The sequence below is a fragment of the Patescibacteria group bacterium genome, from assembly GCA_041649475.1.
Classification (GTDB): domain Bacteria; phylum Patescibacteriota; class Patescibacteriia; order Magasanikbacterales; family GWA2-37-8; genus JBAZNA01.
Window position 1 is genome coordinate 13322 of the sequence record JBAZNA010000001.1, and the last position, 24074, is coordinate 37395.

The window sequence follows — 24074 nt, forward strand, 5'->3', positions numbered from 1 at the left end:
GCATGCGCTATCACGCAGTGCTCGCTCACTTCACCAAGATAACCTACGGCCGCTACAAAAAACTAGCGGCTCATTTTTCTGATTTAAAAAATTTATGGGAGGCCGGACTGGCGGAACTGGTTAAGGCCGGGTTGGAAGAAAATATTGCCCGTGAATTTTTACTGTGGCGAAGTCAAAACCCGGCTGAACAAATCTTGGAAAGATTAGAAAAAGAAAACATTCGCACGGTTTCAATCACAGAACCGGATTATCCCGCGCTTCTTAAAGAAATCTACGATCCGCCGCATACTTTGTTTGTGCGTGGGATCCTTCCCAAAAACGGACCGGCACTGGCCGTGGTTGGCACCAGAAAATTGACCGGCTATGGCCGTCAGGCCTGTGAAGAGCTGGTCAAACCACTGGCCAAAAGCGGATTAATCATAGTAAGCGGCTTGGCTTTGGGTATAGATGGTGTTGCCCATCAAACCGCTTTGGACAATAACGGCATTACTTTAGCTGTCTTAGGATCAGGCATAGACAAACAGCATATCTACCCGGCAGCGCACAAACAACTGGCTGAAAAAATAATCAGCCAGGGCGGAGCCGTTATTTCCGAATATCCTCCTGGATTTTTGCCCAGTCAATACTCTTTTCCGGCGCGAAACCGGATCATCGCCGGACTGTGTCTGGGCACATTGGTGATTGAGGCGCCGGAAAGTTCCGGAGCGCTGATCACGGCCAGACATGCTTTGGACTACAACCGGGAGGTTTTTGCCGTCCCCCACCCCATAAATTCTTTGACCGGAGCCGGGCCGAACAATTTAATAAAACTCGGCGCCAGATTGATTACAGCCGCCCAAGACATCGCCGACGCGCTCAATCTAAAAATTATGGCCGACACTGCCATAGACGGCCACGACGCTTCTTTAAGTGCCGACGAAAATAAAATTTTGGCGGTTTTATCCGGCGAACCCAAGCATATTGATAACATCATTAAAGAAACCAATCTTCCCAGCCAAACCATTACCGCCAATTTGACGCTTTTGGAAGTAAAGAGTAAAGTCCGTAACTTGGGGGGTATGAATTATGTCAAAACCCTATGAATTTTTCCGAGGCGTACAATTTCATAATTTCCCTCAATAATCTTTCCAAGAATGATTACCTGCAGGGTAAAGATAATCCCAAACTGTATCTGAAAAGATTGCAGTGCCTTTTAGATATTATGGGTAATCCGGAAAAAAAGATTAAACATTACATTCATATCACCGGCACCAGCGGCAAGGGCTCGGTGGCTACGTTTGTCAGTTCCATTCTGCGCGCCAGTGGCAAAAAAGTCGGCCTGCTCACCTCTCCTCATCCGTCTATTATAACCGAAAGGTGGGAAGTAGGCGGACAAGAGATGGAAAAATATGAATTTGTGGAGAACACAATCTTTTTAAAAACCGCCCTAAAAAAATATTTGCAGAAATATGTGAACTCCCCTTGGGGACTACCGAGTTTTTTTGAAATAATCACGGCCATGGGGCTTTGTTATTTTGCCCAAAAAAAAGTTGACTTCGCCGTGCTTGAAGTCGGTTGCGGCGGCCGCTATGACTCAACCAATATAATTCCCAAAAAAGACATTGCCATCATTACCAACATCGGCCTTGATCACACCGACATCTTGGGCACTTCCAAAGCCAAAATTGCCCGGGAAAAATCCGGCATTATCAAACGCGGCTGCAGGGTTTTAACTATGGAACGCGACCCTAAAATTAATGCGATTCTCGCTAAGGAAGCCCGGGCGCAAAAAGCGCGCCTGATTGAATTTAATTCCAAATATACTTTAATAAAAACCGACACGCAAGGCAGTATCTTTAAATATCAGAACCAGACCTACACACTCTCTGTTTTAGGAAAACACCAAATTGAAAACTCTATCTTGGCTATCCAAGCCGCAAAACTTTTAAAAATTAAGAATTCGGCCATAAAAAAAGGACTGGCACAAACAAAAATGCCAATCCGGATGGAGGTTGTGTCAAGAAAACCGCTGATTATTTTAGATGGCGCCCACAATCCGGACAAAATCAGAGCCGCGATCAAAACCATTAGTGATTTAAAATTAAAAAATATTAATCTGCTGGTCGGATTTTCGGGCAACAAAAACATCAAAAAGATGATTAGCCAACTGGCCGGGCTAAAACCAAAAATAATTGCCTGCACCAGATATACAATCAACCCTCTGCGCAAAGTGGCTGACCCCAAAGACCTGGCTGACAGATTTAAAAAATTGCTGCCAAAAACAGACATTAAAATTTTTATAGACCCCAAAGATGCTTTCCTGGAAACCAAAGCGCGACTCAAGGCAAATGACATGTTGCTTGTGACCGGTTCCATGTTTCTGGCCGGAGAACTGCGCACTCAAAATTGACAAAAACCAAAAAATCTTCTATCCTTATATAATGTCCGCTATAACGTTCGTGTTTCTTATACAAATCTATGAAAACACTGGTAATCGTAGAATCACCGACCAAAGCCAAAACCATCACCAAATATTTAGGAAAGGACTACATTGTTAAGTCCTCTTTTGGCCATGTCCGCGATTTACCAAAAACCAAACTGGGAGTCGATGTGGAACATAATTTTGAACCGCAATACATCATCAGCAAGGACAAAACCAAAACCGTCAAAGAGTTAAAAGACGCAGCCAAAAAAGTTGACGAAATCCTATTCGCGACTGATGAGGACCGAGAAGGTGAAGCCATCTCCTGGCATTTGGCGCATATTCTGGATATTGAGCCGGAACATGCCCAAAGAATTGTCTTCCACGAAATCACCAAGCACGCAATCACAAACGCGCTTGAACATCCGCGCGCATTGGACTTAAAAATGGTTGACGCTCAACAGGCCCGCCGTGTTTTAGACCGCCTGGTGGGTTATGAGTTGTCGCCCTTTTTATGGCGCAAGGTGGCCAAGGGTTTATCTGCCGGACGCGTCCAATCCGTGGCCGTGCGCTTAACAGTGGAAAGAGAAAGAGAGATTACGGCCTTTAAACCGGAAGAATACTGGAGCGTGGAAGGACTTTTTGAAACCGCCAAACATGAATCTATTTTAGCAAAATTATTTTCTGTAAACGAAAAGAAGTTTGATAAACTTGATATAAAAAACAAGGAGCAGGTTGATAAAATCCTGAAAGATTTGGAAAAAACTGGCTATAAAGTTGCGGAGGTTGAAGAAAAAAAGACAAAGCGCATGCCCTCTCCCCCGTTTACCACTTCCACCCTGCAACAGGAGGCCAATAATCATCTTGGATTTTCAGCCAAACAAACCATGCGACTGGCCCAACAGCTGTATGAAGGCGTTGAACTTGGCAGTGAAGGCCACGTGGGTCTTATAACCTACATGCGAACCGATTCAGTGAACTTATCAGAAAAATTTTTAGGCGAAGCCAAAGAAATTATCGGCAAAGAATTTGGCGCTAAATACCAATTAAGCAATCCCCGGGTTTACAGCAACAAAAGCAAAAACGCCCAGGAGGCCCACGAAGCCATCCGCCCGACCGAAGTAATGCGCACCCCCGAGTCAATGGAAGCTCATTTGGATAGAAATCAATACCGCTTATATGATTTGATTTGGCGCCGGGCCGTAGCCACCCAGATGGCTCCCGCGGAACTAAACGCGACAGTCATAGATATAATCAGTAAAAATAATTACCAATTCCGGGCCAACGGGCAAACCATTGCCTTTGACGGCTATTTAAAACTCTACCCGGATAAAGCCAAAGAAAATATTTTGCCGACTGTCACCAAAGGCGAAGATCTAAACTGCAAAGAACTTAAACCCGAACAGCATTTCACTGAACCGCCGGCCAGATACTCCGATGCCACGCTGGTCAAAGCCCTGGAACAATACGGCATCGGCCGGCCATCAACTTACGCGCCAACCATAGCCACCATTGAAGACCGCGGTTATGTTGAGCGTGATGAAAAAAAGCGCCTCAAACCAAAAGACATCGCTTTTGTGGTCAATGATTTACTGGTTGAACATTTTCCCGACATTGTAAATTACCAATTTACCGCCAAAATGGAAGATGATCTGGATGAAATCGCCAGAGGCAAAAAAGAGTGGCAACCGGTTATCTCCGAATTTTATATTCCTTTTAAGAAAAATTTAACTGCCAAAGACAAGGAACTCTCCAAAAAAGAAATCACCGAAGAAAAAACCGATGAGGTCTGCGAAAAATGCGGATCGCCGATGGTGATTAAAACCGGGCGCTTCGGCAAATTCTTGGCCTGTTCAAATTATCCGGAATGCAAAAACACCAAAAATATCGGCGCTGACGGCAAAATAGAAGAAGAAAAAATTGAGCTGACTGATCAAAAATGCGAAAAATGCGGAGCGCAAATGGTTATGCGCCATGGCCGGTTCGGACCATTTCTCGGCTGTTCAGCTTACCCGAAGTGCAAAAATATAAAAAATATTGAAGTTAAAATAAACATGAAATGCCCGAAGTGCGGCCAGGGCGACCTGGTGGAAAAACGCACCAAACGCGGTAAACCATTTTACGGCTGTAATCGCTACCCGGATTGTGATTTTGCTTTGTGGGAAAAACCAACCGGAGAGATGTGCACAGAATGCAAAAGCCCGATGGTTTACGCGGCCAAAGGACAAACCAAGTGCAGTAATAAAGAATGCACTACATCTTCAAAACCAATCTCTTAAAGAACCATTTTTTAACTACTTCCACATTTATCAGATAAACAATCACTATACCCACTATAGTCAGACCTTGTTTTAAGTTTAAAGCCGTAAACCCAAAATACCCGGCCCAGCCGCTAAACACCAAAAACCAGCTAAGAACCACAATCGCGAACGTGCTCAAAAATAAGGCCCACGAAGCTCGGCTCTTGATAAAAGATAATTTTCTGGTGCGGATAATGTGCACCACCAGGGTCTGCGTTGCCAGCGACTCCAAAAACCAGCCCGACTGAAAAGCGCTGGCATTAAGATGAAAAATATAAAATAAAAATATAAAAGTGGCGAAGTCATAAATGGAACTGACCGGTCCGAAAATCAGCATAAACTTCTTTAAAAATTTTATATCCCATTTCCTGGGCTTTTTTACATCTTCTTTATCAACATTATCTAAGGGAATTGTAAATTGAGAGGTATCATACATTAAATTGTTGAGCAGGACCTGCGACGGCAGCATGGGTAAAAACGGCAAAAACAGCGAGGCGCCGGCCAAAGAAAACATGTTCCCAAAATTAGAACTCAAATTCATCATCAGATATTTAATGGTATTAGAAAAGGTCTTGCGCCCCTCTATAACTCCATTGACCAGTTCCCGCAAACTTTTCCGGAGCAGAATCAAATCCGCGCTTTCTTTAGCCACATCAACCGCGTTATTTACCGATATGCCGGCATCAGCGGCTTTTAGCGCCGGCGAATCATTAATACCGTCGCCCAGATAACCCACCACATGTCCGTTTTTCTGCAAAACTTTTATTATTTTTGTCTTCTGATCCGGTGACAATCTGGCAAAAATCGTGGTCTCCTCAACCACTTTTTCCAAAACACCCATACTCATGTTCGCAATCTGCGCTCCGCTCAAAACCCCCTTCACTTTTAAATTAATTTCCTGCGCCACTCTTTGTGTGACCAGCTCATTATCGCCGGTTAAAATCTTGATTTCAATTCCATATTCTTCCATAACTTTTAAGGTTTCGGTAACGGTGAGCTTGGGCGGATCCAAAAAGGCGATAAAACCCATAAAAATCATATCACCCTCATCATCCTTGGAATAAACACTCTTTTTCCCCGTCAGCACTTTTTTGGCTACGGCCAAAACCCTGAAACCGTCCCGGCTTAAACTTTCATAATTTTTTAAGGTCTCGGTTTTAATCTTTCCGGCAAACTCATGATTGGCATTTTGATAAAATTTTGATATTTTAAATATTTCCTCGGGCACGCCCTTGGTGATCATAATTCTGCTGCCGTCATCAACCACAATCGATCCCCGGCGCCGGACATAATCAAACGGAATTTCATCAACCTTCTTATATTCGGAAATTTTAATTTTTCTAAATTCCCTGACGGCATTGTCCAGCGGATTTTTTATGCCCGTTTCATAAAAACTGTTGATATAGGCACAAAGCAAAACATCATCCGATTCCTTGCCCAACCCATCGGTATATTTAACCAGTGCAATTTTGCCGTCAGTTAAAGTACCGGTTTTATCAGTACACAAAATATCCATACTGCCGAAATTCTGAATGGCTGATAACTTTTTCACAATCACGCCTTCCTTGGCCAGCGCCAGAGACCCCTTGGAAAGGTTAAAGGTGATAATCATCGGCAGGAGCTCGGGAGTCAGGCCCACCGCCAAGGCCAAAGCAAATAAAAAGGCATCAAAAAAACTATTATGCCCGGTAATAATATTAAACAAAAAAATACAAACCACCAAAATCAAAATAACTTTTAAAATCAAATAACTGAACTGCTGAATGCCGCGGTCAAAATCAGTCATTTCATCTTTTTTTAAGAGCGCTTCCGCGATATGGCTGAATTTTGTATTTTTTCCGGTTTGTTCAATTAAAATTTTGGCGTCGCCGGTAACCGCGCTGCTGCCCATAAAAACCACCTCGCCGTTTAGTTTCTCCAAGGGGTATGATTCGCCGGTCAGGGTTGATTCATCCACGAAAAAATCTTTTCCGATAATCACTTTGCCGTCGGCCGGAATAACATCGCCCGGCTCAAGCAAAACCACGTCACCCGGCACCAGTTGACTCACGGGCAGTTCCTGCAGCTTGCCATCCCTTAAAGTATTGGCTGAAACTCGCACCTTTTCTTTTAAACTATTGGCCGCTTTTTGTGATTTATAGGTATTAACAAAATCCAAAACCGTACTTAAAAGCACCATTAAAATAATAATGATTGAACTCACCCACTCGCCCATGAAAAAAGATATGACCGCGGCGATAATCAAAATAAAAATCAACGGATTTTTGAATTCCAAAAGAAATTGAACTAGTGGCGGGTGTTCAACCTTATATTGGATTAGATTCGGCCCAAACCTTTTTAAAAGCTCCTTGGCCTTTTTTGTTGTCAGGCCCATAGTGTCCTCGGCGCGAATCGAACGCGCATTACCAGCTTCGGAGGCTAGTGTCCTATCCATTAAACGACGAGGACATACATGTTAGATTAACCTCCGCAGCCGCCGCAAAAATTTATAAAAATTATATTTTTTATTCTCTATTATTATATCCCGGGTTCCGGCGGCAGAATACGGCATACCCCCAAAACCAAGTTTAAATCTGGTTACTCCCGCATACTGATGTTTGGGACTATATTCATATTCCCCGGCCTGCCCGTTGGTTTGGGGCGCCACCCCAAAAAAATCATAACAGACAAAACCCAAGCCCTTAGCCAATTTTATCGCTTCCCATTGCAACAGATACGGAGCCATTAAATTTCTATGAGCATAGTCAGAGGCACCGTATAAATAAGTAAATGTGTTGCCGAACCCTATACATATTATACAGGCAATCGGCCTGTTATCACAGAAGGCCGTCAGTTGATACGATAAATTTGAACTTAAAATCTGTTTATAGTGGTCTTCATAGTGCAATTTAAACTGATCGCGCTTGCCGGTTTCTTTCATCAAGTTCCAAAAAATATCAAAATCTTTTTTATTTTCAATTCTGATATTTTTCTTAGCCGCCAAATTTAGGTTATATCTGGTTTTTTGATGCATGCCTGCCAATAAATCCGCTTCTGATTTTTTTAAATCCAAAATGAGCGTGGCTGGAGGGTTAAGCTCTATGGTTTTTTGGGCGGACCCACGCGCTGTGAATTTCTCCGGTTCAATTCTGAAAAATATACAACCCTTTTGTTTAAAATAATCCGCTAAAATTTTATAAACCTTATCATCTTCTTGAGCGATTACCGGCCCGTTCGGACAAAACGCGTACTTCCACCCAAAAATAAGGTTGGAGTAAACGACCTGCGCCTCCGCCAAAATTTTTTCCCCCTCAACTACCTTTAGTCGCTCAACTTTTTTACCTTCAGCTATCAAAATATCCCCCCACTGCCAGGACTGTGTGAAGCGATTGCATGGGCGGTTTTCTTTAAGAAGCCAACTGTCCCATTCTGCTTGATTTTCGGCTATTTTTATCAGAATTATTTCTTATGATTCAAATAATACTTGTAATTCGGATCCTCTGTTAGTTCAAGATACTCTTTTCGTAATTTTTTAATATCAGTACCGGCGTTTGTAACGATCTTGGCTGTTTTCCTGTCTATGGTAAGCAAATCCGGACCCGTTAAACCAAACACAGCCAGTTCCTCGTTAATTTGTTCAAGCATCTTCTCTGCCTTTTTTCCGGCTTTCATTTTTAACTCCGGGCCGGCTGTGCCGGATTCAATTTGTTTTTTCTCTCTAGCTTCATTCAAGTCCAATCTGGCTCTGTCGCCTTTCTCTTCTCCGGCAGCATATTCTCTTTTTGACACCACTCCGCCGGCGCGATAACTCATGGCTCGCGCAGTTTCGCGATTATCATTTGCTGCCCCCGGTTTTCTCCGGACGTCTTCCTGCGCCTGCAATAATGCCTGATAATTTTTATCATCGCTTAATTTTATAAATTCCAAAATCAATCTCCCTTTTTTGGTTAAACTGCCCCAAAAAGGCGGCTTAACAATCTGCGCCTCCAAATCATACCCTAAAGTTTTTAATTCCTGGGCTATTTCTTCTAACCTGTGTTTAACAACCGCACCGGCTTCCAGTATTTTTGCACTTTCAGTAAACCCTTCAGTACCCAGTGTTTCCTGCAAACCAACTTCGGCCTCTTTCTCTGATTTTGTTTGTGCATCCAGATCGCGTCCTTTAAAATGTTTGGCTTCTGTCCAGCGTTTTGATTCTGCCTCCGGTTCCTCTGTTTCCACTGCTTCCGGTTCAACCATCATTTTACTGGCGTCTGTTTCCTGCATATCCTTTTCAGCTATAGCCGCATAATCCGTCACGCCGATTTCGCCAGAGACCATATCTGCATCCTCGCTGGTTTTTCTTTTTTGCGCGTAATGTTTAACCGGCCTTGATTCCTCCGACTCCGGTTCCTCTAATAATTCTTTTTGCGCTCTACTGACAATATCAGTCATCTTCGCTTTTTTTGCTTTCTCTGTTCTTTGTGCTTCGGTTAAGTATGGCGAATGCAGACCTTGCGCGACTACAAAATCATTCTGCGCTTTTAACATGGCGCTCCTGGCCGCCTCAACCTTATCTTTTTCGGACTTTGTAATATCAACCCCATATTTCTGTTTAACGTCCAAAGTTCTCTTGAGCGCTTCAAACTGTGCTTTCGCGCTCATAAACAAGGCCTCGGCTTTGTGCATTTTGTCAGCGGCCTTTCGGGCTGACTCTTTGCGAGCTTCTGCCGGGCTTTTTACTTTTTTCTCTTTTAGCCGTTTTGCCGCCTCTTCTACGGACTCTTCCGCAGGAATTGCCTGTGCGGCTTCGTGATGGTTTAAAGCGTGATTTTCTCTGGACATATTAAAAAAATTATTAATGAATTCCAAAATATTATAACATAAAGCGGTCTTTTAAACAAATCGGGGCGCTCACCATCAAGGTTCACGCCCCGTTTCACACCTCCTCCTTGGCATCAAGCCATGACTTGGCCCAGATGGACAGTTTCCCGTACGTCCGAGTGTTTAAAACGAGCACACCCAGCCCTTGTGCTGAATCGGCTTGTCTGTACCCGCCGACTTGCAACTTGATCACTGCCGACCCCTCCAACTCTGACCCTCTGGTGGTGCCGGCCACGAGCACTGCACACACTTCCCACTTCCTGCCATCATACTCCACGGATTCCACCTCAGCGACCACGCGGCTCTGGATTAGAACCCGGCCACGACTCTTGTCTTGCGGCTCCAGCAGGATTTCCAACTGTCCTTGCTTCTCCGTGTTACAGGCCTCCAGGTAGAACGCCTCCGCGAGTTGTCTGATGTTGAACACGGCCAGATCCGGCTGGAGACAAGCATCCGCCTGTCGTCCTGTTGCCATGGGCTTGCCTCCTTCCTTTCCGTCAAAAGAACAATCTATCTAACCACTAAAATGCTCTTTTGTCAATAGATTTATCCCCCCTTGCCAAACTCGCGTATTTGGTATATAATATGAGGCATAATCAACTTAATTTCACTAATTTAACGACTAATATGGGTTTACCAGGCCATCGCCGAACATCATCTCACAAGAACCGCCGCGCCGCGCATTTTGCTTTAAAAATTGCAAATGCCACTGTTTGTCCAAAATGCAAACACCCGGTTATGCCGCACCACGCTTGCGCGTTTTGTGGAACTTATCGCGGACGCCAGGTTTTTAATGTTGATAAGCGAACTTCTCGTTCAACCAGGAGAGCAAAAGCCAAAAAGGCCTAAAAAATAATTTGCTCATTAAAAAGGAGAAAAATATGTCAAATCGCCATTTAGCCAGAAGCATCGCCATGCAAGCTTTGTTTGAATGGGATTTTAACGACCAGTCAAAAGACGCCCTGCCGGAAATAACCGAACGCGACTTGCAGGAATTCGGTCCCGGGCTGGATGAGGTTGATTTTGCCAAAGCAATCGTCGCCGGGGTGCAGAAAAATTTAAAAGAGATTGACAAATTGATTGTCAAATACGCCCCGCAATGGCCGATTGAACAAATCACGATTATTGACCGGAATATTCTGCGCATCGGCATCTATGAATTGCAATTTAACAACGAAGTCCCGCCCAAGGTAGCCATAAACGAGGCGATTGAATTGGCTAAAAACTTTGGTGGCCCTTCTTCAGGCAGATTTGTCAACGGTGTTTTAGGTGCGATCTACAAAAATTTGCCGAAAGAAGAAGAATCAGAAAAAAAATAAACGCGTATGAAAAATAAAATTGCAGAAAGAGAAGACGTAAAAGAAAAAAAATACGATTCCCTGGAAGAAAAAATCGGAATTAAATTCAAGCACCCGGAATATCTGGTTCAGGCCTTTGTCCATCGTTCATACTTAAATGAGCATCATGATTTTCCTTTGGGCCATAATGAACGTCTGGAATTTTTGGGAGATGCGGTTTTGGAACTGATTGTCACGGAATTTTTGTTTAAGGAATACGCCAATCCGGAAGGAGAACTGACAAATTGGCGCGCCGCGCTCGTTAATGCCAAAATTTTGGCCAGCATTGCCTATGAAATTGGCATGGAACCGTATTTGTTTTTAAGCCGCGGCGAATCAAAAGATGCCGGCACCAAAGCCAGGGACTACATCATGGCTAACACCTTTGAATCCTTGGTCGGCGCCATCTATGTGGACCGGGGCTATGACTCTGCAGAAAAATTTGTGTCTGAATGGGTGTTGCCAAAATTGCCGTATATTCTTGAAAATGGATTATACATGGACGCCAAAAGCCGTTTCCAGGAATCGGCGCAGGAAGTTGTCGGAGCGACTCCTTCCTACCGGGTGGTACACGAAGAAGGCCCGGATCATATTAAATTTTTCAAAATCGGAGTTTACTTAAACGGTGAACTGGTGGCCACCGGCGAAGGCACAAGCAAACAGGAAGCGCAAACCGAAGCGGCCGAAGCGGCCCTGAAAATTAAGGGCTGGAAGGGTCCGAAGGTAAATGTGATGAAGAAGAGTGCAGGAGACCCTATCTAATGGCGGCAAACATGATTGCGTACGCGGGTCGCTAGCTCAGCTGGTAGAGCAGATCCCTCTTAAGGATAAGGTCCAGGGTTCGATCCCCTGGCGACCCACAATTTTGCCTCCATAGTTTAATGGATAAAATTCTAGGCTTCGAACCTAGCGATGGGAGTTCGATTCTCTCTGGAGGCACGAGAAGTAATTTACACGATCAAACCATCCACTTTCACCTTTTCTTCCTGATAGAAATTATTTTCACCCAGCACTGCGGTGATTTCTTTTTTTAAGTCCTCCAAACCGGTTTGGCTGTCTGACATCGGAATAATTACAAACGGCAAGTCCTTGGAAAATCTCTCTTCGCCAAAACCGTGATGGCCAAAAGCAATATTTATCGCCACCTTTAATTCTTCAAGCGTATAGTCAGCCGGCAAATGTTTTCGTTCAATAATAAATCCCATCGGCAAGCCGATTTCTCTGTTGGGATTAAACCCGCCGATACCATCATAATAAACCACGCGGGCCACATGAAACTCGGCCGGGCGCTCCATCTCTTCGGCCGGGATGTGATTATAATTTTCTTCATGCCCTAAACGGCCCATTTCTTCAGCAACCATTTTTGACCAATTTTTAGCATAATTTTCAATCTGTTCAGCTGTTGGGTTAGTGCCCGGGAAATCCCTTTTATACGCCAAACCAGCTGCCCCACAACCCTCATGACTGGTAACCTCGGTTATACCTAAATCAACAAACATTTTAGCTGTTTTAGCAATCCGTTCTTCTTCAGAATTTGCCGGAAACAAAATTCCGGACCCGGCCAGACAAAATTTATTCTCCCCGCCATAATCTTTAAAAGCAGTGCCTTCATCCATACAAACCACACACTGCAAGTCCTTGACAAAAGCATGTTTTAAATCCGGAAATTCTGTTTTAAAATATTTTTCCGCGCCGTCATTTAATAAAATTTTGATTTCGTCATTTTCCGCCTCCCAGGCAGATTGTTTTTCCTGCTCAATTTGGTCATCCATATAAAAAAGTTAAAATTATATCTAAAAGATACTATTTTTTACCGCAAAAGTCAAACAAAAAAACTCGCAGTGCCGACCCGTCGTCGGATTCACTGCGAGCGTTATGAACAAAGAGCAACTACGAGTACAGGGCGTGCGGATAGTGCTCCAAAAGCCACTTCTCCGCGGCCTTGGTGGAGATGAAATAGGTGCGCTTGCGGGCGCTATTGCCGCCGTTGCCGTCATCGCCATAGTCCACATGCACAAAGCACGGAAACTTGACGTTCGTGAAAACGGGCATGGCCTTGAGACGGCGTTTAGCCTTGATGAGGCATGAGATCTCCTCCACAAAACTCATACCACAGAGCCCAGCCGCTCCACACGGCGCGTGGATGCAAAGTCCGACGGTCTTGATCTGCTTCATGCGAATGCCCAGCCAGACATTGATCATCAGTATGATATCCTGACGCATCGCCTTGCCCATGAACCAGATGACAGGGTAGAGGAGTAACAGCAAGATGCGCCAGCCGAAATCGAGATTGTTCTCAACCAGAAACTCGTAGTAGAACCTCGACATGTTGGCGAGCGGACTGGACGGCGAGAGTGCCAGCGCGCCACCATTTATTGCGAACAGATGAACACGTTCGGCGCCGTATTGAGCCTCAACCAGAAGCCCGATGTGCTTCTTCATCTCGGGAAGCTGGTCCCCGTCGCTACACACACCGCCCAAGATGATGCCATTGTGCAACATCAACTTGCTGTCCGCCAGCTCGGTCAGGATGTTTGCTTTGCGGGCTTCCAGGACCTGCTCCCGATCCCTTTCGGACAACTTACCCATGGCCTGCCTCCATTATATGGCTCCGCCTGACGGCGGATTGTTAACAAAATATGCGGCATTAGATTACCACAATTTTTTGAAACGGTCAAGGATCTGCTCCCGGTAAAAATTTATAAAATTTTTAATTTTTCTTCACCTGTGCATAACTTTGTCTTTATCCCCTTCACTTTTAGATAAAAACATTCTATAATAAAGGTGGTCGAGAAAATTTTTTACAGCAATGCTTGTCTTGTAAAAAATTCTTCAATAGATTTTTTCTATCGCTCGCGAGGAGAAAAAATTTATAATCATTTCTTAATCCCGGCATTGCCGGGAGAGAAAGGGGGTGTCTACTATGGCCAAGAAGAAGAAAGCAAAGAAGAAAGTTAAGAAAGCTAAGAAACGACGTTAGTCACAAAAAATCTTCCCGTTTAAATTGGGAAGATTTTTTTGTTTATAATTTTATCCATTGCCGCAGGCGGGGCTAAAATTAGAGCAATCTGGACTGTTTTAAATCGTTTTTTCTCCCGTCAGTTAACACTTCAACAACACCAAATTCTCCGTCATACCCCGGGTGCACCTTCACATGCCCGGCCCGCATATTGGCTATGGCTGTTAAAATATTGGCATCAGAAATATTTTTTTCAATTTCTTCTAAGCCCGCGTCCAATAAAATATAAAATTCACTGCCGATCTTTTTTATCATTAAATCATACTCGTTTTTTACTTTTTTACTCGCCGGACCGACGTCGTATACTTTTCCCAGCACTTCTTTTAAAGGCACAATATACTTGTGCGGGATGAACTTATCCACAGGAATATTATTTTCTTCGCGATCGGCCAAATCATCAACGCGGTGCAGAACGCCAACCGTTACCGGTTTCTTGCATTTCGGACAAATAAATTTTTTGGCCTTGGTTTCTTTTGGTGATAAAACGATTTCGCAATCGCGATGGCCGTCAAAATGATACTTTCCTTCCTCCGGATAAAATTCAATCGTGTATAAAAACTTTTTCTTATCACCGGTTTTGATAATGCGCGTGATTTCGTCATAATTTATATCCGCTTCATCCGCAAATTCAAACCGGTTGGCTTCCCTGCCTAAATTATTGAGGCCGTGCGCATCGGAGTTTGATACCAGAGTAATGTTATCCAGTTTAGACAGCCGATGATTCATCGGTGGATCGCTGGAAAGCCCGGTTTCTCCGGCTTTTACATGCGGGGTCAGCTCTTCAAAGCACTCTTCAAATGAGTCATACCCGGATTTTGAACCCAAAACCGAAAACCACGGCGTCCAAATGTGGGCCGGTATCAGCATAAACCTCGGATCAATAGCCAAAATCATGCTTAAAATTACTTTTGCCGATAAACCCATAATCGGCCGACCGTCTGATCTGACATTTATATTTTTTTCTTCCAAAGCCCGATTAAATTTTTCTACTGCTTCAATACTTGGCGCCAAAATCAACAAATGCACCCGCCGGGTTTTATCTTTATGTTTGTAGATACACGAAATTTCAGTGCTTAAAATAAATTTTGTCGGGCTGGAATTATCTTTTAATTTATAAATTCCGGCGCCGGCGGCAACCTCCACTAAACTTTCTTTTATATGTTTAAACCACAGAGGATGGGTGTAGTCGCCGGTCGCCACGATATCAATCCCCTTGCCTTCGCAGGCCTTGGCAATTTTTGGCAATTCTAATTCAGCCGAGCAGGCCCGGGAATAACGCGAGTGGATATGCAAATCCAGAATTTTTTTAAGCACAAATCTTTTCTTATGTGTCCAGCCCTTTTTGAAAAGCATTTTTATTTTCCTCCCAGCCAGCTTTTTCTTTCAGCCGTCCTTCAAGCAGCATCAGGGTTTCGGCAATCTTTAAAACGCCCTTGTGTTCCAACAGTTTCGCCAAAAGTCCGAGAAAAAATACATTAAAATTTTTCGCCTGCAGTCCGGCAAGACCCGCGTAATCCTTAACATCAAAAATTTTTACATCATCGGATATATAATTTGTTGTCCGCTCCCTGGCCTGATCGGACATGATCACCAAAATATCCGGTTCAGTGAATTTCGGATAAGAAATGCCTTTGTCGCTGATTTGGATAAAGGCCAAAGACACGCCTCCCCTTTGTTCCAGCCCGTAATTGGGAATATAGGTAACGTGCTTGTTGTTTTCAAAAACGGCCTTGCAGATAACGTCAGCCATCAGCTGAATTCCCTGGCCCCCGTCGCCGGCTAAAATTATTTTTAACAGCATAATTAAATTTCTCCTGTTTTAAAAGTTTGTTTTAAATTTTCCAAATAGGCAATCGTGCCCTGACCAATGGTTTTCCAATTGGTCGGACAGAAAGACAAAAATTCAATTAGTGAAAAATGACCCGCTTGCTGGGTTTCAATTGCTTTGCGGATAAATTCCTGCATTTGTTTAACGTCGTTTACGGCGGTTCTGGCCAAATACGCGCCTTCCTGCACTACGCTTTTTAACAGCTCCGGGCCAAACAACGCCTCCTCTTCATAACCATGAGGATGGGTGTCGGTCTTTTGTCCTTTTAAAGTTGTCGGCGCGGTCTGACCGCCGGTCATCCCGTAAAGTGTGTTGTTTATTACAAAAACCGTGATTGGCTCATCGCGCCTGGCCGCATATAATAAGCTCTGCAAACCAATTGCATAGGCCCCGCCGTCGCCGGTATAACCAAAACACAAGGACTCCGGCCTGGCTTTCTTAAAACCCATCATTGTCGGAGTCACCCGGCCGTGGTGGGTCTGAAAGGTGTTTACCGGCAAAAAATTCCAGGCCAAAAGCGAACAACCGATGTCCAAACCCAAAACAGCTTTGTCTTCAAATTTTAAATCTTTCAGAACTTTCCCCAGCATCATGAGCACTATCGGGTGTCCACAGCCGGCGCAAAATTTTGACGGTGCTAAATTCGGCATACTATTTTAAAAATTTTATAATCTCTTCCGGTTCAATCCCCAAAGCCGGATGCTGTAAATATTCAAATGGAACTGAAACTTCCGGAGCCAGCTGGTCGCGCACTATCCTGGCCAACTGTCCCAAACTTGATTCAATAACGATGATTTTTTCTACATTCTTACAAACTTTATCCAATTCTTTTTTGGGAAACGGGCTTAAAGTGACAGGACGGAACAACCCGACTTTTTTTCCTTTCTCCCGCAGATGATCAACCGCGGACTTTGCACTCGCCCCGACAATTCCGTGAGCGATTAATAAAATCTTGGCATCTTTAGTTTGATATTCTTCGGCTTCGGCAATTTTTCCGGCCATTTTATGAAAATCTTTTTGCGACTCTAAAACATGGTCGTGCAACTCTTCCTCAAAGGTATAAATATTTCGCCAATGCCTGATTTCTTCGTCTTTGATAAACTGCTGGGCCGGAATATTTTTTAGACCATCTGTTAATTCTGAAAAATCAATCACACCCTTGGTTTTGAGCATGTAACCGTCAGTTAAAACAATCGCCGGAAAATGATACTGCCAAGCGTTATTAAACGCTTTTCTCGTCAACAAATAAAGCTCATCCAAATTTGCAGGAGAATAAACAATGCGCATTCCCTCGCCATTGCCCCCATAACAGGCCAAAATAACCTCCTGCTGGGAATAAATCACTGTGCCGGAGCTTGGCCCGCCTCTTTGCGCAATAACAGCCACAAAAGGCAACCTCATGCCTTCGGCCATGCTCAAGGCGTCCTGCATCAAGATATGTCCCGGCCCGGCCGTGGCCGTAAAACATTTCTGCCCGGCCAGCACTCCCCCGCAGACCCCAAAACCAGCCGCGATTTCATCTTCGGTCTGTAAATACTTACCGCCTTTTTTTATCCAACCGGTAAAAACCTCGGTTGCCGGCGTGATCGGGTAACCATACATCATTTCAGCCCCGGCATCCTGCGCTGCTCTGGCTACCACTTCGGCTCCGGTTGTAAATTGTTTTTTATTATTTAGCATACAAATTATATGGCCTCGGCCAACTGCAGTTCCTCTTGTGAATTAACTCCCAAGGCCTCTCTGGCATTGATCAGTACAGAAGAAGTTTTCTGTTCGTCATCAATTGCCTGTTTTACCAAATCCGTAAGATAATATTCCTGCTGAGCGTTATTATTTTTTAAATTCTTTAAATTTTTCCATAACCAATCTGCCTGAAAACAAAAGTAAGCCGGATTTATTTCTTTTATTTCTAATTCTTCCGCAGTCGCATCCTTTTTTTCAACAATTTTCGCAATGCGCCCATCGCTGTCACGCACGATTCTGCCAAAATTATAAAAAGGCATGCGCCAATCCTCAAAATCAGGTACAACAGCGGTCATCATTGTGATAATATCGTTATTATCCAAATGAATTTTTATCAATTTAGCAACTGATTGGCTGGTTAAATATGGATGGTCGCCATACAGCACGATAATATGGCCCACTTTATCTTTGAGCAAACTTTCGGCGCAAGCCACGGCGTGGCCGGTACCTAACTGTTCGGTTTGCACGGCAAAATTAACCCGATCACCCAAAAAATCACGCACCAAATTATTGGTATTACTTACCACCACCGTTGGTTTAATTCCCAAACCTTCAACCACCCTGACAACATAATCTACTATTGGCTTACCTTTTAATTGATGCAATACTTTTGGCAAATCACTTTTCATTCTTTTACCCTGACCAGCCGCCAAAATCACAGCGCCCACATTGGTAAATTGTTCTTGCGTCATAGAATTTTAGCCGTTTAAAACAATTTCAGCGATATCCGCAAACCGCTTTGCAACGGTTCCGTCTAAAAATTTTTGCTGGGTTTTTTCATCAGAATACTGGGAAATTTCCTGCCACAACGCCCGGCCGGCCAAAAATCCAACCGCCCCGGCCCCGACCGCTTCAACCAGTTCTTTTCTGAAAACTTCAAAAGAATCACCGCGAGTCAGCAATATCCAGGGGGTTTTGCCAACCATCTCCGTAATTTTTTTACACGATTTCGCGTCGCCCGGATATTCCAATTTCCAGACATCCGGAATAACATTTGCTGAAATAAATTTTTGGAGTGACCTTAGCACCCATTCAGAACGGCTCTTGCCCAACTCCTCATTGCCGTAAGTAACAATCTCCAAAAACAACGGTAAATCATTTTGGTGTGCGTCTGCCAAAGCTTGCTTGGTAACTTCAATTTGCGCCGCGCAACTATCGGCTTCGGGATTAAAATATATGAGTAATTTGACGCCGCTGGCCCCCCACTCTTTTAATTGACTCGCTGTGTACTCCAATTCAGTTAACCGTTCGCCTTTCACGTCACTATAACCGGTCTTTTCCAGACACAAAAGAAACGGTTTTTTCTTGTCATAGCCGGGCAAACCCCAATCCGGATCAAGCAAAACCCCGCTGAATTGATCTTCCAGCGCCCCGGTAATCATTGATTTTACTTTTATCACTTCCGCATCGGTGGCGGTCTCGGGCGCTTTTGGTTTTACGTATTTTTTAAAACTGCCCCGGTGATCAAGGGCTAACATTAAGTATTTTCCGGCTTTTTGAAATTGAGAAATAGACATATGCCGATATTATAACAAAGGGGCTTGACATAGGCAATACTGGTGGTATGCTGGAGGGAATATGCAGAATGAACCCTTAAGCATCAAAACCTGGTGGGGAGAAGGCGGGGAATATCATATCGGGGAAGCACCCAGCGCCTACGTAATGAAAGACGGTATTAATTTTATCTCCCAGTATCTAAATGGCGGTAATCCGCTGGTGGATTTTGGAGTTTGGAGCGGACGTAATTTGGAACCACTCCTGTCGCTCAAAAAAAATGTCATGGCCACTGATATAAATTCGGCCAGACCGGCTGTGGCCAAGGCCAAAGAACGCTTTCCACAAGTACAATTTTTTGAATCCCCCTTAACCGCTCTTCCTTTTGATTGCAATTCCATCGGCGGAGGCATTTGCTGGCGCGTTCTTCATAACCTGATCGGCACGGCTGAAATTATTAATTCACTTAAAGAAATAAACCGTGTTTTAATACCTAATGCACCTCTCTTGGTAGCTGTCCGCACTGAAGAAGAACCCATTGGAACCGGATTTTGGAAAAAACTATCCAGCTATATTAAACAAAAACCCAATGGCGCCGGCGGCTCCAGACGCGATATATATTTTACTGAAAAATCCTTCAATCTGCTGGCCACGCTAATGGGCTTTGAGGTTATCTTTTCCACTAAAATTTGGGAGAAAGAATCAATTAACGGACAGGAACTAAACAATCAATATTTAGTCGCCCATCTTCTTAAAAAGAAAAACACCATGGATAGGGCCTGGATCGCCATGGTGCAACAATTTATTATCCGCTTGGACTGATTATTTTTCGCCGTCCCATTCAGCCAAAAACTCTTCAATAAAATTATGAAGATACTGCTCTCTTTTTAAAGCAATAGCTTTGCCGAGTTTGGTATTCATCAGTTTCGGCAATTTGAAGGCCTTCTCGTAAAAATAATTAAAACTGGTGCCTTCTCTTTTTCTAAGCTGATAATCTTTTTTGCTCATCTTGCGGCGGGGTTTTCTTTTTGGATCATGAATCATGCGTTGGATATAACCGCCGGTGGCAAAAATCCGCGCTATCCCCAGCGCTCCAATAGTTTCCAGCCAGTCCGCGTCTTGAACAATTCTTCCTTCAATGGTTGATGGCACCCTGGTTTCACTGCCGTTAAATTGTGATTCGTCTATAATTTTTACTATTTTATCCTGCACATCTTTATCAATATCCAAAACATCCATCATTCCTAAAAGAATAAAAGGTCCCTTAAGGTCGCTCGTCTGATATTGTTGTCTGAAATTTTCAAATTCATGAAGTAGCACTGCCAATTCAACCAATTCCAAATTGCCGCCTTCAGCTTTCTGAATCCGTTTTGCCATTTGCCAAACCCGCTCCACATGATACCAATCATGGCCGGTGTGCTCGATTATAAGTTTTTGTTTGACGTATTCCGCTGTTTTTTGCACTAAATTTTGAGAAACAACCATAAATGAAATATCAAAATTTACGCCTCTAATTTACCACATTTGGGCATAGGGGTCAATTTCAACAAACAAAAAAGACCATTGTCCTGGCGGTGGCCTACTTTTGCCCGAGGGCTATCATCGGCGCTGGCTGGCTTAACTTCCGAGTTCGGGATGGGATCGGGTGTGACACAGCCGCTTGAACCACCAAGACAATGGTCTTTTTTAAATTTTTAAAACATTGGCATTGAACAGTCAACAATGGATATAAGCACAACTAAGTGCTTCTTTCGTGCGCTTGACTTATTAGTACGCCTCGGCTTAATCCCTTACAGGACTTATACCTAGCGCCTATCAACCTCGTAGTCTACAAGGAGTCTATAACGAATGTTAATCTTGAAGACGGCTTCACGCTTAGATGCTTTCAGCGTTTATCCGTGCCAAATGATAGCTACCCAGCATTGCCCTTGGTAAGACAACTGGTACACCAGAGATTTGTCCACTCCGGTCCTCTCGTACTAGGAGTGAGTCTTCTCAACATTCAACGCCCGCAACAGATAGGAGACCGAACTGTCTCACGACGTTCTGAACCCAGCTCACGTACCGCTTTAATTGGCGAACAGCCAAACCCTTGGGAGCTTCTCCACCCCCAGGATGCGATGAGCCGACATCGAGGTGCCAAACCTGGCCGTCTATATGGACTATCGGGCCAGATCAGCCTGTTATCCCCGGAGTAGCTTTTATCCGTTGATCTTCCACTCTCCTATATGAGGTGGTCGGTTCACTAACTTCCGCTTTCGCGACTGCTCGGGTTGTTGCCCTTGCAGTAAAGCCAGCTTTTGCGTTTGCACATCCAGCTCGATTTCCATCCGAGCTAAGCTGACCTTTGTAAACGCCTCCGTTACAATTTGGGAGGCAACCGCCCCAGTTAAACTACCCATCAGACACTGTCTCCTTTGGCCGATTCAGGTCAAAAGATTAGGCATAAAAATAAGTAAGGGTGGTGTCTCATTGGCGCCTTGCGGCTCCCACCTACGCTCAACATACTTGTCCTTATACCAATATCAAATTGTAGTAAAGCTTCACGGGGTCTTTTCGTCTAGTTGCGGGTAGGAGGCATCTTCACCTCCCTTGCAATTTCACTGAGTCCCTCGTTGAGACAGTCACACTATCGTTATGCCATTCGTGCGGGTCGGAACTCACCCGACAAGGAATTTCGCTACCTTAGGACGGTTATAGTTACCGCCGGCGTTCATCAGCGCTTCGGCTCAAGGCTTCAGCTTGCGCTTAACCTCTCCCCTTAACGTTCTGACACTGGCCAGGCATCACCCCCTATACTTCAGCTTGCGCTTTTGCAGGGAGCTGTGTTTTTGGTAAACAGTCGCAGTGTGTCTTTTGTTGAAACCCATCTTGCGATAGGCAGGCCTTATCCCTAAGTTACGGCCGTTGTATTGCAGAGTTCCTAAACGAGGGTTCTCTCATACGCCTTGGTCTACTCGACCTATCCACCTGTGTCGGTTTACGGTACGGATATATACAGCTTAACGATTTCTGCCTTTTCTAGGCACTTCCTCACCTTAAGTTGACTCCACCCGGGGGCTTCGTCTTCATCTTGCGATACGTATATAACCAAAATACGCTTAAAACTTAGAAATGCGCAACAGAAACCAAACTGTACATAGTGCTGGAATATTAACCAGCTCATCCATCGGTTACCCCGCCTTGCAGCGGACTGGCCTTAGGACCGACTAACCCTGGGTCGATTCTCGTTGCCCAGGAAACCTCGGATTTTCGGCGGGCAGGATTCGCACCTGCCTTTTTGCTACTTATGCCTGCATTCTTGCTTCTTTACACTCCACCGCGGCTCACGCCTACGGCTTCAGCGCGTAAAGAACATTCCTCTACCACATGCGCAGTGAACTTCGTTCTCGATCGCTCAAGAAAAAAGTTCACCGCACAAGTTCGCAGCTTCGGTACTACGTTTGAGTCCCGTACATTTTCGGTGCTAAAACTCTTGACCAGTGAGCTGTTACGCTTTCTTTAAAGGATGGCTGCTTCTAAGCCAACCTCCTGGTTGTATGAGAATTAAAACCGCCTTTGATACACTTAACGTAGATTTAGGGACCTTAGCTAGCGATCTGGACTGTTCTCCTTTTGACAATGGAGCTTAGCCCCCACTGTCTGACTCCCAAGTTTTGGCTACTGGCATTCGGAGTTTGATTGAAAACGGTATCCCGAAGGACCCAATTCTCATCCAGTGCTCTACCGCCAGCAGAAACACTTGAGGCTATACCTAGATATATTTCGAGGAAAACCAGCTATCACCGAGTTCGATTAGAATTTCTCTCCCATCCACAACTCATCTCCGCATGTTGCACGGTGCGTGAGTTCGGACCTCCCCCTGTATTTCTACAGGGTTCATCCTGGTCATGGATAGCTCACCCGGTTTCGGGTTATGTGCGTGCCACTTAACGCCCGTTAAGACTCGCTTTCGCTGCGCTTTCGGACCATAGGCCCTTAAGCTCGCGACACACAACATACTCGCAGGCTCATTCTTCAATAGGAACACGGTCATCCATCCCGACTTGCGCCGGAATCCGGACTCCCGCTCTTTGTAAGCACATGGTTTCAGATACTATTTCATCGCCCTCTCCGGGCTGCTTTTCACCTTTCCCTCGTGGTACTTGTCCACTATCGATCACTAAAAGTATTTAGCCTTAGGCCATAGTCGGCCTGGATTCAGACGGAATTTCACGAGTTCCGTCCTACTCAAGAACACTAACTATGATTTATTAACTCCTTTCGCGTACAGGACTGTTACCTTCTTTGGTCGTTCTTTCCAGAACGTTCTACTAGGAAAGTTAACTCTGTCACCCGACTCTATAGAAAGTCGGCGTTAGGTCTTACTACACCGTATAAACAACGGTCTACACCTTTAAAACTGCAGTTCAAAGTTAATCCGAAGACCAACAAATCACTACAGCAACATTTATGCGGTTTAGGCTGGTCCCTTTTCGCTCGCCGCTACTAAGGGAGTCTCTTTCGATTTCTTTTCCTCTGGCTACTGAGATGTTTCACTTCGCCAGGTCTTCTTCACACACCTATGTATTCAGTGTGTAATAAATGTGTCTTACGACACAAATGGGTTCCCCCATTCGGAAATCCCCGGGTCAAAGGTTGCTTGGGACCTCTCCGAGGCATATCGCACCCTGCAACGTCCTTCTTCGTCTTTTAGTGTCAAGGCATTCACCATGTGCCCTTGTAAAATTGCGCACGACTAAAGCACTCAATCGTGCTTAGTCGCTTCTACCCTATTATTGTTGACTTATTCAATTGTCAATGAACATTTGCCATGTTCATCCGCTTCCAGAAATTCTCTCACACGTATTACACCAAATTTTGGTATGATTCGTGTTTTAAAATTTCGATTTGAGATTTAAAAAGAACCGCGGCAAGCGGTCCCTTTAAAATTCAGTAAAACTGAACTTCAGCCGCTTGGATGATCTGAGTAAAATATTGATGTCTTCATATGGTTTAGTTATGTAAGAAATCATTTACTACCCAGAGGTCCAAGCTGGTACGATTTGTATCCAGAAAGTGTGGACATGGTTCCCTAAAGTTAGGGTTTTCTATCGCTTGAACATTATAA

Annotated in this window: 20 protein-coding genes, 3 tRNA genes and 2 rRNA genes; 9 read left to right on the forward strand and 16 right to left on the reverse strand. The window is 44.4% G+C overall.

Translation table 11 applies throughout. The features are described from left to right. Nucleotides 1-2: 2 nt before the first annotated feature. The 3 genes from dprA to topA all read left to right on the forward strand — a co-directional run bounded on the left by dprA (nt 3) and on the right by topA (nt 4680). Complete coding sequence (gene dprA, locus WC526_00075; GenBank protein MFA5061544.1) at nt 3-1082, forward strand: DNA-processing protein DprA; 1080 nt, start codon at nt 3-5, stop codon at nt 1080-1082. Further along, the gene (locus WC526_00080) at nt 1079-2389 is read left to right on the forward strand and encodes a Mur ligase family protein (protein MFA5061545.1); all 1311 of its coding nucleotides are present in this window, start codon (nt 1079-1081) and stop codon (nt 2387-2389) included. The genes dprA and WC526_00080 overlap by 4 nt, the downstream gene beginning before the upstream one ends. Nucleotides 2390-2457: 68 nt before the next feature. Beyond that, entirely contained in the window at nt 2458-4680 is a 2223-nt protein-coding gene (gene topA, locus WC526_00085; GenBank protein MFA5061546.1) for a type I DNA topoisomerase, read from the forward strand. Here the strand turns inward: topA and mgtA are convergent. The 5 genes from mgtA to WC526_00110 form a co-directional block, all read right to left on the reverse strand. Further along, nucleotides 4655-7075 (reverse strand): magnesium-translocating P-type ATPase, encoded by a 2421-nt coding sequence (mgtA, locus tag WC526_00090; GenBank protein ID MFA5061547.1) that lies wholly within the window; start codon nt 7073-7075, stop codon nt 4655-4657. The genes topA and mgtA overlap by 26 nt on opposite strands. A gap of 2 nt (nt 7076-7077) precedes the next feature. After that, a tRNA-Arg gene (locus WC526_00095) sits at nt 7078-7149 on the reverse strand. A gap of 7 nt (nt 7150-7156) precedes the next feature. Continuing rightward, complete coding sequence (locus WC526_00100) at nt 7157-8143, reverse strand: peptidoglycan bridge formation glycyltransferase FemA/FemB family protein (protein MFA5061548.1); 987 nt, start codon at nt 8141-8143, stop codon at nt 7157-7159. Then, nucleotides 8140-9504, reverse strand: coding sequence for a hypothetical protein (locus tag WC526_00105; protein MFA5061549.1), 1365 nt, complete (start codon nt 9502-9504; stop codon nt 8140-8142). Before WC526_00105 ends, WC526_00100 begins: the two co-directional genes overlap by 4 nt. Nucleotides 9505-9598: 94 nt before the next feature. Then, a complete protein-coding gene (locus WC526_00110) occupies nt 9599-10018 on the reverse strand; it encodes a hypothetical protein (GenBank protein MFA5061550.1) in 420 nt (139 codons plus the stop codon). 152 nt (nt 10019-10170) lie between these two features. Between WC526_00110 and rpmF the strand changes: the two genes are divergently transcribed. From rpmF to WC526_00135, 5 genes are all read left to right on the forward strand, one after another. Further along, nucleotides 10171-10392: a 50S ribosomal protein L32 gene (gene rpmF / locus WC526_00115; protein MFA5061551.1), complete on the forward strand. Its 222-nt coding sequence runs from the start codon at nt 10171-10173 to the stop codon at nt 10390-10392. Nucleotides 10393-10424: 32 nt separating this feature from the next. Beyond that, nucleotides 10425-10862 (forward strand): transcription antitermination factor NusB, encoded by a 438-nt coding sequence (nusB, locus tag WC526_00120; protein MFA5061552.1) that lies wholly within the window; start codon nt 10425-10427, stop codon nt 10860-10862. 6 nt (nt 10863-10868) lie between these two features. Beyond that, entirely contained in the window at nt 10869-11642 is a 774-nt protein-coding gene (gene rnc / locus WC526_00125; protein ID MFA5061553.1) for a ribonuclease III, read from the forward strand. Between the two features lie 25 nt (nt 11643-11667). Continuing rightward, nucleotides 11668-11740 (forward strand) — tRNA-Lys (locus tag WC526_00130). Between the two features lie 7 nt (nt 11741-11747). Then, nucleotides 11748-11819, forward strand: a tRNA-Arg gene (locus WC526_00135). Between the two features lie 11 nt (nt 11820-11830). Here the strand turns inward: WC526_00135 and WC526_00140 are convergent. From WC526_00140 to WC526_00175, 8 genes are all read right to left on the reverse strand, one after another. Next, nucleotides 11831-12652, reverse strand: a complete 822-nt coding sequence (locus WC526_00140) for a hypothetical protein (protein ID MFA5061554.1) — start codon at nt 12650-12652, stop codon at nt 11831-11833. Between the two features lie 118 nt (nt 12653-12770). Continuing rightward, nucleotides 12771-13469 carry a hypothetical protein gene (locus tag WC526_00145; GenBank protein ID MFA5061555.1) on the reverse strand — a complete coding sequence of 233 codons (699 nt, stop codon included), beginning with the start codon at nt 13467-13469 and terminating at the stop codon, nt 12771-12773. 469 nt (nt 13470-13938) lie between these two features. Then, nucleotides 13939-15252, reverse strand: coding sequence for an endonuclease Q family protein (locus WC526_00150; protein ID MFA5061556.1), 1314 nt, complete (start codon nt 15250-15252; stop codon nt 13939-13941). After that, nucleotides 15224-15700, reverse strand: coding sequence for a 2-oxoacid:acceptor oxidoreductase family protein (locus WC526_00155; GenBank protein ID MFA5061557.1), 477 nt, complete (start codon nt 15698-15700; stop codon nt 15224-15226). Before WC526_00155 ends, WC526_00150 begins: the two co-directional genes overlap by 29 nt. A gap of 2 nt (nt 15701-15702) precedes the next feature. After that, on the reverse strand, nt 15703-16377 hold the full coding sequence (locus WC526_00160; GenBank protein MFA5061558.1) for a thiamine pyrophosphate-dependent enzyme: 675 nt from the start codon (nt 16375-16377) through the stop codon (nt 15703-15705). A gap of 1 nt (nt 16378) precedes the next feature. Further along, nucleotides 16379-17407: a ferredoxin oxidoreductase gene (locus WC526_00165; protein ID MFA5061559.1), complete on the reverse strand. Its 1029-nt coding sequence runs from the start codon at nt 17405-17407 to the stop codon at nt 16379-16381. 5 nt (nt 17408-17412) lie between these two features. Beyond that, nucleotides 17413-18162 carry an NTP transferase domain-containing protein gene (locus tag WC526_00170; protein ID MFA5061560.1) on the reverse strand — a complete coding sequence of 250 codons (750 nt, stop codon included), beginning with the start codon at nt 18160-18162 and terminating at the stop codon, nt 17413-17415. 6 nt (nt 18163-18168) lie between these two features. Continuing rightward, nucleotides 18169-18987: a DUF2090 domain-containing protein gene (locus tag WC526_00175; protein ID MFA5061561.1), complete on the reverse strand. Its 819-nt coding sequence runs from the start codon at nt 18985-18987 to the stop codon at nt 18169-18171. A gap of 61 nt (nt 18988-19048) precedes the next feature. Between WC526_00175 and WC526_00180 the strand changes: the two genes are divergently transcribed. Beyond that, nucleotides 19049-19786 carry a methyltransferase domain-containing protein gene (locus WC526_00180; protein MFA5061562.1) on the forward strand — a complete coding sequence of 246 codons (738 nt, stop codon included), beginning with the start codon at nt 19049-19051 and terminating at the stop codon, nt 19784-19786. On the opposite strand, the gene WC526_00185 is transcribed toward WC526_00180, so the two are convergent. The 3 genes from WC526_00185 to WC526_00195 form a co-directional block, all read right to left on the reverse strand. Then, nucleotides 19787-20449 (reverse strand): HD domain-containing protein, encoded by a 663-nt coding sequence (locus WC526_00185; protein ID MFA5061563.1) that lies wholly within the window; start codon nt 20447-20449, stop codon nt 19787-19789. A gap of 81 nt (nt 20450-20530) precedes the next feature. Next, nucleotides 20531-20637: ribosomal RNA gene (gene rrf, locus WC526_00190) — 5S ribosomal RNA — on the reverse strand. A gap of 80 nt (nt 20638-20717) precedes the next feature. Beyond that, nucleotides 20718-23698: ribosomal RNA gene (locus WC526_00195) — 23S ribosomal RNA — on the reverse strand. Nucleotides 23699-24074: the final 376 nt, after the last annotated feature.

Coding starts and splice junctions, on each gene's coding strand:
- dprA (MFA5061544.1), top strand. CDS start 3: ATGCGCTATCACGCAGTGCTCGCTCACTTCACCAAGATAACCTACGGC.
- WC526_00080 (MFA5061545.1), top strand. CDS start 1,079: ATGAATTTTTCCGAGGCGTACAATTTCATAATTTCCCTCAATAATCTT.
- topA (MFA5061546.1), top strand. CDS start 2,458: ATGAAAACACTGGTAATCGTAGAATCACCGACCAAAGCCAAAACCATC.
- mgtA (MFA5061547.1), bottom strand. CDS start 7,075: ATGGGCCTGACAACAAAAAAGGCCAAGGAGCTTTTAAAAAGGTTTGGG.
- WC526_00105 (MFA5061549.1), bottom strand. CDS start 9,504: ATGTCCAGAGAAAATCACGCTTTAAACCATCACGAAGCCGCACAGGCA.
- WC526_00110 (MFA5061550.1), bottom strand. CDS start 10,018: ATGGCAACAGGACGACAGGCGGATGCTTGTCTCCAGCCGGATCTGGCC.
- rpmF (MFA5061551.1), top strand. CDS start 10,171: ATGGGTTTACCAGGCCATCGCCGAACATCATCTCACAAGAACCGCCGC.
- nusB (MFA5061552.1), top strand. CDS start 10,425: ATGTCAAATCGCCATTTAGCCAGAAGCATCGCCATGCAAGCTTTGTTT.
- rnc (MFA5061553.1), top strand. CDS start 10,869: ATGAAAAATAAAATTGCAGAAAGAGAAGACGTAAAAGAAAAAAAATAC.
- WC526_00140 (MFA5061554.1), bottom strand. CDS start 12,652: ATGGATGACCAAATTGAGCAGGAAAAACAATCTGCCTGGGAGGCGGAA.
- WC526_00145 (MFA5061555.1), bottom strand. CDS start 13,469: ATGGGTAAGTTGTCCGAAAGGGATCGGGAGCAGGTCCTGGAAGCCCGC.
- WC526_00150 (MFA5061556.1), bottom strand. CDS start 15,252: ATGCTTTTCAAAAAGGGCTGGACACATAAGAAAAGATTTGTGCTTAAA.
- WC526_00155 (MFA5061557.1), bottom strand. CDS start 15,700: ATGCTGTTAAAAATAATTTTAGCCGGCGACGGGGGCCAGGGAATTCAG.
- WC526_00160 (MFA5061558.1), bottom strand. CDS start 16,377: ATGCCGAATTTAGCACCGTCAAAATTTTGCGCCGGCTGTGGACACCCG.
- WC526_00165 (MFA5061559.1), bottom strand. CDS start 17,407: ATGCTAAATAATAAAAAACAATTTACAACCGGAGCCGAAGTGGTAGCC.
- WC526_00170 (MFA5061560.1), bottom strand. CDS start 18,162: ATGACGCAAGAACAATTTACCAATGTGGGCGCTGTGATTTTGGCGGCT.
- WC526_00175 (MFA5061561.1), bottom strand. CDS start 18,987: ATGTCTATTTCTCAATTTCAAAAAGCCGGAAAATACTTAATGTTAGCC.
- WC526_00180 (MFA5061562.1), top strand. CDS start 19,049: ATGCAGAATGAACCCTTAAGCATCAAAACCTGGTGGGGAGAAGGCGGG.
- WC526_00185 (MFA5061563.1), bottom strand. CDS start 20,449: ATGGTTGTTTCTCAAAATTTAGTGCAAAAAACAGCGGAATACGTCAAA.